A 13,227-nucleotide genomic window follows, 5' to 3' on the forward strand; every position below is an offset into this window, starting at 1 on the left:
TTCATTGACCAACGCTCACTCACTCAACAAAGATTCATACTCAATTCATAAGGCGCTTTTGTGAAAACTCTCAAACCTGTGATCGCTTTAGCTGTTGTCTTTGCGTTCGGATTGACCGGACTCACATTCGCAGAAGAAGAATTCGAAGCTCTCTTCGAATCGCGTAAGCATCAAGCTGAGAACGGACATGAATTGAACTATCGCCTCATGTCTCCCGAAAAAGTCGAAGACGGTCAGAAATACCCACTGGTTCTGTTTCTGCACGGAGCAGGTGAACGAGGAAACGACAACGCTGCTCAGTTGGTTCATGTCGTGGAAGAACTGGCTTCACCGGAAATGCGAAAGCGAAACCCCTGCTTCGTTCTCGCTCCTCAATGTCCTGAAGGCCAGAAATGGGTCGAAATCGACTGGAGCAAGCCCAGCAGCACCATGCCGGAAGAACCTTCCAAACCACTCGGCGCGACGAGCGAAGTCATCGACTCACTGCTTGAGAACTTGCCAGTTGATCCCGATCGAGTCTACGTTTGCGGTCTCTCCATGGGCGGATATGGAACATGGGACTGCGTTCAGCGATGGCCGGATCGATTCGCAGCCGGCATTCCCATTTGTGGCGGAGGCGACCCTGCGTACGCGGAACGTTTCACGAATGTCCCCATCTGGGTCTTTCATGGAGATGCTGACCGGGCAGTGCCTGTCAAACGTTCACGCGAGATGGTTTCGAAACTGCAGGAACTGAATGGAAACGTGGTTTACACCGAGTATCCAGGAGTCGGTCACGACAGCTGGACACAGACAGCACAGAATCGACTGACATGGGACTGGTTGTTCGCGCAGTCGCGTCCTTAAGACTAAGCAATTCGCTGACAGCCCGATTCACTGCCCTGACCGGAGTTTTACTGAATGTCCACTGCCTCCACTCAGTTCACATCTTTGTTGCCCAATGATGTTCTCGCACGAGCGGAGAAGATGCGACTGAACCCGCTGCGCCGTCGAACGAACCGTATGCGCGGGGAACACCTCTCCGGCAAAGGTGGCACGAGTATCGAGTTTTCGGACTATCGCGAGTACGTTCCCGGCGACGATATGCGATACGTCGACTGGAACATCTTCTCCCGACTGAATCATCCGTACTTGAAGCTTTACGCTCACGAAGAAGAAATGCACGTTGCCATTCTTCTCGATAGTTCGAGTTCCATGGAGTTCGAAGGAAAGTTCGACCTGGCTCGCCAAGTCGCAGCTGCTTTGGGTGTGATGGGACTGATGAACGTGGAGCGCGTGAGCGTGTTCAAATGCGGAACCACAGCGGGCGAACTTCCCTACTTGCGTCCCTGCACCGGTCGAGCGAGTTTGAAAAAGTTCTTTCGGTTTCTCGAGCAGACAACTCCGGGTGGTTCGGTCTCCATCGACGACGCAGTCGATCAGGTCTTGAAAGTCCATTCAGGAAAAGGCATCGCTATCGTTCTTTCCGACTTTCTGACACTTGGCGATGTCGCGCGCAGCTTCAATTTGCTGTTTGGTGCGGGGCTGGAAGTTTACGCACTACAGATCCTCGGCCCGACCGAGATTTCCCCGGAGTTGACCGGCGATTTACGTTTTGTCGACTCGGAGACGAACGCCACGCTGGACGTTTCTTCAGTCGGAGAATTGCTGGGGATGTACCACCAGCATCGGCTTGGACTCGAGAATTACCTGGCGTCGCAGTGCCGCAAGCGGAACGGACGGTTCCTCTCCGTTTCCAGTGAAGATCCATTGAAGACTCTGTTATTCGATCAAATGTTGCGACAAGGTTGGATCAGATAATCGATCACAATGAAAACAACCTGAACTCCCTGAATCGATCACGGTATTGAGCATGAGCTGGCTGACACAATGGATTCCGACCTTCTTCGCGCCGAGATACGCGTGGCTGTTTCTGCTCGCCATTCCTGTGATCATCTTTTACTTCCTGAAGCTTCGACGAACACGGATCGCCATCTCTTCGCTGGCACTCTGGCAACAGGTGATCAACGACCAGCGAGTGAACGCTCCGTTTCAAAAATTCAAACGCAACATGCTGTTGTTTCTGCAGTTGTTGCTCCTCTCACTGTTGGCACTGGCAGCCATGCAACCGTTCTGGGGCGGTGACTCTGAACGCCTGACTTACCTTCCAATTTTGATCGACTGCTCTGCCAGCATGGGGGCTGTGGACGCTGAAGGGACAAGTCGGCTGGACGTCGCGAAGGGCGAAATTCAATCGATCATCGATGGCCTGTTGCCGGATCAAAAACTGACACTGATCGCAATGGGCTCGACAGCCCGACGGTTGACGGAATTCACCGACAACAAAACATTGCTTGCCGATGCTCTGAAACGCCTGGAAGTCGAACAGGTGCCGAGCAAGTTGACCGACGGGCTTCGACTGGCGCAGGCATTGTCGCGAACTCAGTCAATCGAAACCGTCCGCTTGTACTCAGACGGAAATCTCCCGACGCGGCCGAACCCGGCGACCGGAGAATTGATGGCTGAAGTCGACTTCGATCTCCCCTTCACAGTGGACTTCTTTCAGATCGATCCACCCGGAAACAATATCGGCATCACCGCACTCAACGCTCGCCGTTCGTCCCCGGAACGTTGGGACATCTTCATCCGCATCGAAGGGACAACTTCAGCCAGTACCGAAGCAGAGCTTGTTCTGACATCGAATGGCGAACCGGTGGGAGATGAACGAGTCATCCTGAATGCTGGCGAATCCCAGCGGCTGGTATTTTCTGTCGATGCCCGAACTGACCAGGCATTGCAGGCGAAATTGCAGCCCGTCGGTTTCGATGCCCTCGCTGCCGACAATGACGCCTGGCTGAACCTTCCTAAGGGTCGGGAAGTCGACGTTTACTGTCCGACCGACATGACGGCATTTCGGCATGCTTTGGAGTCGCTGCCCGGCGTCCTCGTATATCCACGGGCAGATGGAGTTGAGCCGACCAACGATTATGACCTAGTGATTTCCAACAACAAGGATGACATCACTCGTGAAACTTCTCTGGGTATTTTCATCGGAGTTCTTCCCGACGATCTCACAAGCCTGATCAGCATTCAGGACGAACCTGCCGAAGTCGTTGACTGGGAACGGGACGCCCAAATTCTTCAGCACGTGCAGCTCAAGGAAGTCATTATTTCCGAGATGCCTGTGAAGAATGAAGGGATCAGCGATGTTTCGATTGAAGACCTTGGTTACAGCATTCTCGCTCACGGGACTCAGGGACCACTGATCGTCAGTCAGCGAGTCGGGATCGGGAAGCGGTACTTCCTGTTGTTTCATACCGACCGATCGACACTTCCCTACAGAGTCGGTTTTCCGGTCTTCATCGCGAATGCCATCAATGAAGCGATGCAGCTTGCCTCGCTCGCTGATATCCGGGCTCCTTCCACGGGAGTTCTCCCAGCTCAGGTGATGAGCGAAGTTGGAACCTATCGCGTGACCTCGCCGGACGGTCGACACGAAGAACGATCGACTGACGGCGACGGCGTCCTGAAAGGGATCTCAGCTCCAGAAGTCGGAGAATACCAGATCCGCAAGTCAGGTGACCTCGTTGCACGAGTCGGAGTCAGCCTGCTTGACCCAACTGAATCACGATTGGAAACCGTCGACACAATTGTGTTCAATGAGTTATCGGTCGAAGCTGAACAACAAACCGTTCAACAGGATGCTCCCCTCTGGACCTGGTTTGCAGCGACTGGTTTCGTCGTCCTGTTGTTTGAATGGTGGTACTTTCAGCGTCGACCGGTCGGAGTTCCTGACTAGATCATGTACATCGTAACTTCACACGTGCTGACGATTTGTTTCCGATGAGTCAACCAATGCAATCCGGAAGTCAACAGACCACATTTTGGATGCGAACGCTGATCGTGCTCAGCGTATTGGCTCTGCTCGTGTGCGCCCGGTCTCTGCAGGCACAGACAGCCAGAGCTTATCCATTACTCGTGGAGTTTGATGCCGAAACCTATTCGAATCGATCCGGCGGACCGATCCTGCTGCGAATGAAAGTCCAATGCGGATTGCCGGCTCCCGGCGTTGCTGGGAATTTGATGCTGGAACTCGTCAACGATGCGGGCGGTCGAGTCGGTCTTTATGAGTTGGACAACCTGTTTTTCACATCAGGAAGTCAGGACTATGAGTTTCTGATTCAACCTCCAACGGCAAGGCTGTGGCAACCGCAATACGATGTGTTCGTGACCTTCCAATCAAGCGATGGTGCTCGACATACACTGAACCCTCAGGTGATTCGAGTCCCGGGTGCAAGTCGGCGAGCTTGCGTGATCACCCTGGCGTCTCAGGATGCAGACCGGATCACAAGCGAAGATAAGGAAATCTGCCAAGAGTTCTTCCTCGAAAAGTGTTTGCCCGGCTACGATGATCAGGTGCAGGCCGATCGTCCGGTTGTCTCCCTGTCCCGGCTTTGTGAGCCCATTGATTTTCCCAACAGCCCGCTCGAGCATTGCGTCAGTGATTTGGTCATCATCGCGAGCGACTTGTTTGAGAAGCTCAGCGAACAGCAACGGTTGGCGCTCAAAGCGTGGGTTCGAGCTGGGGGAAGCACGCTCGTTTTGCTGAACTCCGATCAAAGAGTCGACTCAGATGTGCTCACGGACCTGAATGACCTCGCTGGTTTTCCGGAATCAGAACCGCAGATCTTCCAAGCTCCGGGCGGAGGATTCTCTTTCGAAAACGACGAGAAAATTTTCACCTGTCGTCCGGGATTCGGTCGTGTCGCATTTGCGAACATTGATTCTCAGGAGAAGTTCGCCGAAACGCTCACCGACCAGCAGCTTCGGGAGTTGTTCGTCCATCTGTGGAAAGTGCGCAAAGAACAGGTCGCTCCGATTCTCGAGACAGGCAAGTGGTCGTGGGACCCCGGTCGACGATACACCGTTCTGAACAACTGGAATTTCAACAACGTCAACGATCCGGGAATCGATGCGTTCATCAATCGATTTCGGCAGACACCCGCGTCCGGTGGAGTCAGTTTTCTTCAGCGAACTCAACCGACGGGAATGAATGTTTTGCCGCTGTGGTTCATCTCTTTGTCGCTGTTCTTGTATGTGCTGGCGATCGGTCCGCTGGACTATCTTTGTTTGGGATCGCTCGGACTTCGCAAACTGACCTGGGTCACATTTCCAGTAGTCACGGTTCTTTTCGCGCTCGGTGCGATCACGACTTCGAATTATGCCATGCAAGGCAGCAACGAAGGCGGCAGTCTGACGATTTACGATGTGACTGATGAAGGAGAAATCGCACGCGTCAACGAACTTCAGACGATGTTGCTGTCGACATCAAGACAACTCGACCTTGAAGCTGACCGCGAACTTCTGGCGCCCATCGATCTGCAATCACTCTCCGGCGGGAACAACGTTCAGTATCGTCGCCCTGAAGACACGCCAAACGAACTTCCTTTCTATCGCGGAAGCTTCCCGAATGGAGCCCATCTCATTCAGGCGGTTCACAAATGGTCTCCGCAGGTCTTTCGTCGGATGAAGATTCCGACAGAAAACACAGTACCACCGGGAAACTTTGACTGGTCGCTCCCGATTGACCCCACGGACAGCAATCAGCATCTCGCTCTTCAACAACGACTCACTGCTGCATTCGGAGAAGACATCTACGCGCAACTGATTCGTCAGATTCCGCCTCAACAACGTTCGGATATGTCCTGGTATCCTGTCGATCGAATCGCTTTGTGCGGCGATCCTGGATTCTTCCAGTATTCAGAATCCGAAAACGCTAACCAAATCCGTCCGATGTCAGTCCCAGTCATTGATCAATACCGCAACCGCAGCGAGACCAATTTCCTGTATGCCACCGCATTTCGAACAGAAGCAGGCATGTATTCGGTTGTGAGTCAGCTTTCTCCCAAGTGTGATGACTTTCTTGAAGACCTTCCTCTGATCGACTCCTCCGATCCGCATCAATGGCTTTTGCTCGTTGCAAAGAGAGACGACAACCATTGGACCGTCTACCGAAAAATCTATGACACTCGGAAGAAACGTTGATCAATTGGCGGCGGGCAGACTCGCTTAGCTGAAAGCTTTTGAGAGCGTCTCTTATTCCTCGTGCGGAGCTGGCTCTTCAGATTTGCCTCTCGAGTCAGCCGCTCGAGTTCCGAGTCTAGCCAATCGTTCAAAGTACGCTTTGACCTGATCTTCATAGCCCGGCAGGAATGTCTCGCTGTAAGTTCGAGAAAGTTGCCTTCGCTCTTGAGGAGGAAGGTGTCCCCACACAGCGTCTTCGAGTGTCGCACGTTGCCAGGCTGACCAATTCGCAGGCGCTGGGCTTTCGTCTGGTCCCTGCCCTGCTCCGTCACCCGTCGCGCCGTCAGTTGGCTCTTTCGAGTTGCTTCCCTGTGAGGGATCTGAAGAGGCATTGGAAGCGTTGTCCGCGTTCTCTGGACGCCCACCCGCCCCGTCACCTGCATGCTCTCCTGATGATTGCTCAGTTCCATCAGTGTTGGATGAATCGCTCGCACTGCCTGGAGAATCCGCGGACGACTCATTTTGATCATCGCTTGGAAGCAACTGTCGAATCATTTCGAGGACGCGTTTCTGCTCGTCAAGAACTTGCACCCCGAACTGGCCGTTCTGAACTTTCTGTCCCAATCGATTCGCAGAATCTGCAATGCTCTGAATGACTTCTCGACGTTGCTTCTGCATTGCGGAGTCACTGGATGAAGGCGAACGTTCCTCCGTGAATCCCAAAGTTGCCAGCGTACCGCTGCACAGTATCGTCAACGTGATCAGCCTCAGGCCACGCGCAACATGACCGATCAGGAAACGAGTATTGAGATGCGACACGTGTGAGGGCATTTGTTATCTTCATGCGGAAAGAACGGTCCCTGATTATATCACCTCGGCCTGACCTGGTACATTTTCAATTTTGATTTGCACTGACTCGCACGAGCAAACTCAGCTTTAGGATGAGTTAGAACGCGCAAGCGAGTGCACAGGACAGAGCAACTTGCTCAGGGACGAAGGCTGACTCCGAATGAGAAGAAAGCGTGGCATGTCCGAGCCTGCTCTAAAAATCGTCATCGTGGCTCGCGACCAGTCTTCACATGTGCAAAAGGCACAACGAAGGCTCAGCAAGATCCTCGCCGAGAAAGACGGAATCGAACTCGTCGCCACACTGACGACCTCAGACGAGACGATTGGTGATCAGGACGTTGACGTCGCCCTGGTCGTCGGCGGAGACGGAGCGATTCTGCGCGCTTGCCGCTGGTTCGAGAATGAACAGATTCCCATCCTCGGGGTCAATCTGGGCCGACTGGGATTCCTCGCAGAAATTGCAGAAGACGATGTCGAAGTGATCCTCGACGACCTCGTTGAGCGTCGATACTCCGTCGTTTCACATCTGATGTTTGAGTGTATTCATCGTCAGGCAGACGGGAAGGAATCGTGTTATCACGGCCTCAACGAAGCAGCGATCTTAGCAGGGGCTTCGCTCTCGCTGATCGATATCGAACTTTCGATCAATGGAACGGAAGTCACAACTTTCAGCGGCGACGGTTTGATTGTCAGCACGCCCGTTGGTTCGACTGCGCATAACTTGTCCGCCGGCGGTCCGATCCTTCGGCAGGATCTGAGAGCCTTTGTGGTCACGCCAATTTGTCCACACACTCTGACTGTGCGTCCGATTGTCGACCGGGCTGATGCGGAATACCGACTGACTGCTGATTTTGTGCCTGACGGAGTCATGCTCGTCGTTGATGGACAGATTCGGGTTCCATTCTCATCAGGTGATGAGGTCATTGTTCGTGAAGCGGAGATCTCTTTCCAGCTGCTCCGGGTCGAAGGCTACGACTTTTACGGCACGCTTCATCGCAAACTCGGATGGGACGGACAACCCCGCTACCGAAGGTCCCGAATCCCTCGACAGGAACACTAGATTCCTTTCTCGTCAAGATTCGATTTTGGCAAAAACTGCATTTCGTGAAAAACGCATCAACTCATGCTGATTTCCCGATGTAAGGTCTTTGCAAGCCTGCAGTGAATTGCAAGAATGAACCCAGAGGTCATGGGAGAGATGGAAGCGTTTTTTCCGTCTCAAAATTTGGTCAGGAACTGGATCCCGAGTGTTATCCATCCTCCAGATTCGTCGTGTTCGAAAGACAGCATCAAGGAGTTGTTGACATTCATTCACACGATCAATCCTTGACGGGGCGAGTTGGAACTGGATGCATTCTCAGAACTTTCTGACATAGCAGACTCATCAGAGTCACCGAGGAGTTACGGAGCGATGTCATCCGAGAGTCGAGAGTCGAGTGAGCAAGAGACTGCGGAGAACGAAACACCAGTTGAAAGTCAGACTGCGACGAAGGAACTTCAAACTGTAGAATCGGTCGTCATCCGATTCTGCGGTGACAGCGGCGACGGGATGCAACTTGCGGGGACGCAGTTTACCAACGTCTCAGCGGTCTTCGGGAATGACGTGAGTACGCTTCCGGACTTCCCCGCCGAGATCCGAGCCCCTGCCGGCTCACTCTTCGGGGTTTCGGGCTTTCAACTCTGCTTTTCGAGTGGTGACATCTACACCCCCGGTGACGAAGTCGACACTCTCGTCGCAATGAATCCGGCGGCGTTGAAGACAAATCTTGCCGACCTTAAACGGGGCGGAACACTCATCGTCAACGAAGATGCGTTCGACAAGAGTAACCTCGGTAAAGCTCACTACGATTCCAACCCTCTCGATGACGAATCCGAACTCGCTTCGTACCGCGTCCACAAAGTCCCGATGACTCGACTCACCCGCGATGCGGTCGACGGACTTGGATTGAGCGTTCGCGAAGCTGATCGCTGCAAAAACTTCTTTGCGCTGGGCTTGGTCTACTGGCTGTACGAACGAGATTCCAAGCCAACGGAAGAATGGGTCAAATCCAAGTTTGGAAAGTATCCAAGCGTCCTCGAAGCCAACCTCCGAGCCCTCAAAGCAGGCTTCAACTTCGGTTTCTCAACGGAACAGTTCACGGTTCATTACGAAGTTCCCGCTGCTCAGCTGGAGCCGGGACGATATCGCAAAGTGACCGGCAACGAAGCTGTGGCGATGGGACTGGTTACCGCCGCAAAGCTCGCAGAGACGGAACTCTTCTACGGCGGTTATCCGATTACTCCCGCCAGCGACATTCTCCATGAGCTTTCAAAGCTGAAACGATTTGGAGTCCGAACATTTCAAGCTGAAGATGAAATTGCCGCGATCACATCCGTAGTCGGAGCTGCCTTCGGAGGGGCTTTGGCTGTCACAGCCAGTAGTGGTCCAGGGATCGCATTGAAAGGAGAAGGGATCGGGTTGGGAGTCATTATGGAACTCCCGATGGTCATCGTCGATGTGCAACGCGGAGGTCCCAGCACAGGGCTTCCGACGAAAACTGAACAGTCCGACTTGTTCCTGACTTACTTCGGTCGCAACGGGGATTGCCCCATGCCAGTGATCGCAGCCCGTTCTCCTGCCGACTGTTTCGCCATGGCTCAGGAGGCAGTTCGAATTGCGGTCGAATTTATGACTCCTGTCTTCCTGCTCACCGATGGGTATATCGCCAATGGAGCAGAGCCGTGGAAGATTCCAGAAGTCGATGGCATGTATCGCGTCAAAGTTCGACATCCAACGGAATCCAACGGCAACGGCCACGGTTTCCAACCCTATATGCGTGATGAAAACCTCGTTCGTCCGTGGGCGATTCCCGGCACTCCCGGACTTGAACACCGATTGGGCGGGCTCGAAAAATCCGACGGTTCGGGAAATGTCTCGTACGATCCTGACAATCACCAGCAGATGACCAAGATTCGCAGCCAGAAGTTGGACAAGATTGCCGAATCGATTCCCGATCAGGAAGTCGATGGCTCAGAGAGTGGTGATCTGCTGGTCATCAGCTGGGGAGGAACATACGGGGCCGTTAAGTCAGCTTGTGCTGCTTCCAGACGACAAGGGAAGTCGGTCGCCCACTGCCATCTACAATACATTCATCCGTTTCCTCGAAACCTCGGCGAGGTGTTAAGTCGTTACAAGAAGGTCTTGATTCCCGAATTAAACTCGGGACAGCTATGGATCATCATCCGCGCTCACTTCCTGGTTGATGCCGTCAGTATGAGCAAGGTGAAAGGCAAACCGTTCCTCATCGGAGAATTGTGCGACAAGATCGACGAAGTCCTCGAAAGTTAACCCTGAACATTCCAACTCGCTGAAAGCCCTGATTATTGAGTTCGAAGCTTTCAATTCACTTTTACTTTTGATTTATCGGAACACCCAATGTCGGCTGATACAAGTCTTCCTGTACTGACTCAAAAAGACTTCGCCAGCGATCAGGAAATTCGCTGGTGTCCGCGCTGCGGGGATTACTCGATTCTCGCTCAGATGAAGAAGGTTTTACCGACTCTCGGAATTCCGCGAGAGAACATTGTTTTCGTTTCCGGAATCGGTTGCTCCAGCCGCTTTCCGTATTACATGTCTACCTACGGCATGCACAGCATCCACGGCCGAGCTCCAGCCATCGCGACCGGCCTGAAAGTCGCCCGGCCTGAACTGACGGTGTTTGTGATCACGGGCGACGGAGATGCTCTGTCGATCGGCGGCAATCATCTGATGCATGCGCTGCGAAGAAACGTCGATCTGAAAATCATCATGTTCAACAATCAGATCTACGGACTGACGAAAGGACAGTATTCCCCAACCAGTCCCCTTGGCAAGAAAACCAAGAGTACTCCGTTCGGATCGGTGGATCGACCACTGAACCCACTTTCCATCGCGATTGGTGCTGGGGCAACGTTTGTTGCTCGAAGTGCTGACGTTGACATTAAACATCTGACGTCTGTGTTGGAGCGGGCAGCCGCCCACAAGGGATCTGCCTTTGTCGAAGTTTATCAGGACTGCAATGTCTTCAACTCAGGTGCGTTTGAGTTCGCGACCAAGAAGGACCAGAAAGAAGAAAACTGCATTTACCTCGAACACGGTAAGCCACTCATCTACGGGAAAGCTCGTGACAAAGGCGTTCGAATCGACGGAGCAGGCAATCCGGATATCGTCAATCTGAGCGACGTCAAAGAAGACGACTTGCTCTTCCATGATGAAACGACGGACGACCCAACTCACGCCTTTCGACTCGCCCAAATGAGATGGCCTGACTCACCGGAACCGATGGGTGTCTTTCGAGCCATCGAGCGGCCAACGTACGATGGAGAAGTGGACCGTCAGTTCAAGGATTGCATCGCGTCTCAAGGTTCCGGCGATCTCGATAAGCTCTTCAACTCAGGCGACACCTGGGAAGTGAAAGCGAAATCATAGAATCTCTACTCTCAGAGAGATGAACTCCACATCGGAAGTTTCTATCTTGCCGAAGCATCAAGTGTTCTGGAAGAGCACGTTGTTTGTCTTCGACACGCTATGAAATCCGTTAGATGTAGGAGTTACATTGCCCGACGGGACAAGGAAGTTCAGCACCGAAACGGTGACTCGACTGGTCATGTGGAGTCAGGCTCTATTCACTGCCGGAAACTCTCTGACGACCGGTGGGTTCCTGAACTATTTCATTTACGAGTTCGAGCAGTCGGCTCTCTATCTGGCTGCGATACAAGTTGCTCCAGAATGTGCGGAGTCGCTGGGAGTCTTCACCCGTCGAATTCTCAATTGGTTCCGCGGACGAAAACGCTTGTGGATCTGTGGACTGGTTGTCGCACGACTGACGGCACTAGTGATTCCGGCAGTCTTTCTGTTTCTTCCCGATCGCTTCAACACTCTGTCTTTGCCAATCACTCTGTGTGCAATCATCGTTTGGTATCTGGCACAGGGAATCGCATATTGTTCCTACATTTCCTGGCTGAGTGATCTGGTCCCCGAGCAGAATTGGGGAACGTTTTTTTCTCGACGACGAATCGCTGGCCTGATCGTTTCGATGATTGTCCCAATCAGCTTCGGCTTGTTGAGGAGTCGACTCATCTCGAAATGGTCCGGCGACTGGGAACTTTGGAGCTACCTCATCATCTTCGGAATGGGGGCTGCTCTTGCACTGAGTTCCATTCTTCCAATGCTTTCGCTGCCTGAGTCCCACACTAAGCTTGAGCCCAAAGTAACTCCCAGAAACTCACGCACGCGGTGGAAAGACCTCAGCCTCTCATTTCGCTGGCTGTTGTGTTCGAGATGGTGGCTCGCTTTCTTCCAAGGTCTCACTCAGGTCGCTCTATTCAAGTTCAGCGTGGGAGTCTTACACGTCTCACTGGAAACTTACTACGTGCTGACTGCAGTGACGCTGCTGCTGCAAATCATTTCCGCTCGCTGGGCGGGGACGATGTGTGATCGAGACCATGATAGAAAAGTGACCATTTTCGGACTGCTGATTGTCAGTTGCGCGATGCCCTTCTGGATCGCAGCCACACCAGAGTTTTGGTGGTTGATCGTGGGGTCGAATCTTGCCTGGGGAGCGTTCGGAATGGTCAACGTCGGGCTTCAAAACCTCACGCTTAAGCTCGCACCAGTCAGCGACAACACACTTCACATCAGCCTCTCCCGTCAGTGGAGCGGGCTCATCGCTGGTCTCGCTGGACTCCTGGGCGGGTACTACCTCGACTGGGGTCTAAGCCAAAGTGACATTTCGCCGGGATGGGTCTACTTGACGATCTTTGGCGTTTCCTGGTTAGGGCGAGTCAGTGCACCTCTGCTGATGCTGCCCGTCGTCCAACCGAGAACTCGCGTGTCTGTAAACGACGACTCACTCGGCGTTGACGACGGTGACAGAATCTCCGAGCCGGATCGTACCCCCGTTTAAGACTTTCGCGGTAATCCCTCCATGTCCGCGCATCGCCTGAAATCCTCCCTCCCCCAGATTCTCTTCCATCCGGCGACACGGATCACACGGACCGGTTCCTTCCAGAACGACTTCGCCGATGGCGAACGTCGACTTCTTCAGTGAGAAGAGATTGATTCCGGAGACGACGAGATTCCGTCGAAGCAAATCCGGAGAGACATCATCTCGACCGCACATCTTTGCAACAGCCGGCAAGTGCTCCGCTTGAATGAGAGTCACTTGCCGACGTCCTCCCGGTCGATTCTTGCAGTGATGGTCGCCATCAATTCCGGACCCGACCTTCACGGTCGCGGATTCCAACTGCTCGATCGGCTGTTTCTTCCCCGGCGAAACACCGATCCAATCCAGTCGTCCCACTTGAGGAACTGTGTTGAGCAAATCGCCAAACTCGATCGATGCCATGGGCCAATCT

At 53.3% G+C, this 13,227-nt stretch carries 10 protein-coding genes; 8 read left to right on the forward strand and 2 right to left on the reverse strand.

Annotation, left to right across the window (positions count from 1 at the left end):
• Window positions 1–60: 60 nt before the first annotated feature.
• From AB1L42_RS16770 to AB1L42_RS16785, 4 genes are read left to right on the forward strand one after another with little or no spacing between them, the layout of a single operon-like run.
• Window positions 61–846 carry a prolyl oligopeptidase family serine peptidase gene (locus AB1L42_RS16770; protein ID WP_367058379.1) on the forward strand — a complete coding sequence of 262 codons (786 nt, stop codon included), beginning with the start codon at window positions 61–63 and terminating at the stop codon, window positions 844–846.
• A 54-nt stretch (window positions 847–900) separates the two neighbouring features.
• Window positions 901–1,800 (forward strand): DUF58 domain-containing protein, encoded by a 900-nt coding sequence (locus AB1L42_RS16775; RefSeq protein WP_367058382.1) that lies wholly within the window; start codon window positions 901–903, stop codon window positions 1,798–1,800.
• 52 nt (window positions 1,801–1,852) lie between these two features.
• On the forward strand, window positions 1,853–3,778 hold the full coding sequence (locus AB1L42_RS16780) for a BatA and WFA domain-containing protein (RefSeq protein WP_367058385.1): 1,926 nt from the start codon (window positions 1,853–1,855) through the stop codon (window positions 3,776–3,778).
• Window positions 3,779–3,834: 56 nt separating this feature from the next.
• Entirely contained in the window at window positions 3,835–6,024 is a 2,190-nt protein-coding gene (locus AB1L42_RS16785) for a hypothetical protein (RefSeq protein WP_367058388.1), read from the forward strand.
• A gap of 51 nt (window positions 6,025–6,075) precedes the next feature.
• Here AB1L42_RS16785 and AB1L42_RS16790 read toward each other — a convergent pair whose 3' ends face one another.
• Window positions 6,076–6,834: a hypothetical protein gene (locus AB1L42_RS16790; protein WP_367058391.1), complete on the reverse strand. Its 759-nt coding sequence runs from the start codon at window positions 6,832–6,834 to the stop codon at window positions 6,076–6,078.
• Between the two features lie 178 nt (window positions 6,835–7,012).
• On the opposite strand from AB1L42_RS16790, the gene AB1L42_RS16795 reads away from it, so the two are divergent.
• The 4 genes from AB1L42_RS16795 (at window position 7,013) to AB1L42_RS16810 (ending at window position 12,776) form a co-directional block, all read left to right on the forward strand.
• A complete protein-coding gene (locus tag AB1L42_RS16795) occupies window positions 7,013–7,912 on the forward strand; it encodes an NAD(+)/NADH kinase (protein ID WP_367058394.1) in 900 nt (299 codons plus the stop codon).
• Between the two features lie 351 nt (window positions 7,913–8,263).
• Window positions 8,264–10,180: a 2-oxoacid:acceptor oxidoreductase subunit alpha gene (locus tag AB1L42_RS16800; RefSeq protein WP_367058397.1), complete on the forward strand. Its 1,917-nt coding sequence runs from the start codon at window positions 8,264–8,266 to the stop codon at window positions 10,178–10,180.
• Window positions 10,181–10,267: 87 nt separating this feature from the next.
• Window positions 10,268–11,299: a 2-oxoacid:ferredoxin oxidoreductase subunit beta gene (locus tag AB1L42_RS16805; protein ID WP_367058400.1), complete on the forward strand. Its 1,032-nt coding sequence runs from the start codon at window positions 10,268–10,270 to the stop codon at window positions 11,297–11,299.
• 127 nt (window positions 11,300–11,426) lie between these two features.
• Window positions 11,427–12,776, forward strand: a complete 1,350-nt coding sequence (locus AB1L42_RS16810; protein WP_367058403.1) for an MFS transporter — start codon at window positions 11,427–11,429, stop codon at window positions 12,774–12,776.
• On the opposite strand, the gene AB1L42_RS16815 is transcribed toward AB1L42_RS16810, so the two are convergent.
• On the reverse strand, window positions 12,720–13,217 hold the full coding sequence (locus AB1L42_RS16815; protein WP_367058406.1) for an MOSC domain-containing protein: 498 nt from the start codon (window positions 13,215–13,217) through the stop codon (window positions 12,720–12,722). The two genes, AB1L42_RS16810 and AB1L42_RS16815, sit on opposite strands and share 57 nt — an antisense overlap.
• Window positions 13,218–13,227 lie beyond the last annotated feature (10 nt).

The organism is Thalassoglobus sp. JC818, assembly GCF_040717535.1.
GTDB lineage: Bacteria > Planctomycetota > Planctomycetia > Planctomycetales > Planctomycetaceae > Thalassoglobus.

What these genes read in the sequence shown, in the direction of transcription:
- AB1L42_RS16775 (WP_367058382.1), top strand. Translation starts at nt 901, where the DNA reads ATGTCCACTGCCTCCACTCAGTTCACATCTTTGTTGCCCAATGATGTT.
- AB1L42_RS16780 (WP_367058385.1), top strand. Translation starts at nt 1,853, where the DNA reads ATGAGCTGGCTGACACAATGGATTCCGACCTTCTTCGCGCCGAGATAC.
- AB1L42_RS16785 (WP_367058388.1), top strand. Translation starts at nt 3,835, where the DNA reads ATGCAATCCGGAAGTCAACAGACCACATTTTGGATGCGAACGCTGATC.
- AB1L42_RS16790 (WP_367058391.1), bottom strand. Translation starts at nt 6,834, where the DNA reads ATGCCCTCACACGTGTCGCATCTCAATACTCGTTTCCTGATCGGTCAT.
- AB1L42_RS16795 (WP_367058394.1), top strand. Translation starts at nt 7,013, where the DNA reads ATGAGAAGAAAGCGTGGCATGTCCGAGCCTGCTCTAAAAATCGTCATC.
- AB1L42_RS16800 (WP_367058397.1), top strand. Translation starts at nt 8,264, where the DNA reads ATGTCATCCGAGAGTCGAGAGTCGAGTGAGCAAGAGACTGCGGAGAAC.
- AB1L42_RS16805 (WP_367058400.1), top strand. Translation starts at nt 10,268, where the DNA reads ATGTCGGCTGATACAAGTCTTCCTGTACTGACTCAAAAAGACTTCGCC.
- AB1L42_RS16815 (WP_367058406.1), bottom strand. Translation starts at nt 13,217, where the DNA reads ATGGCATCGATCGAGTTTGGCGATTTGCTCAACACAGTTCCTCAAGTG.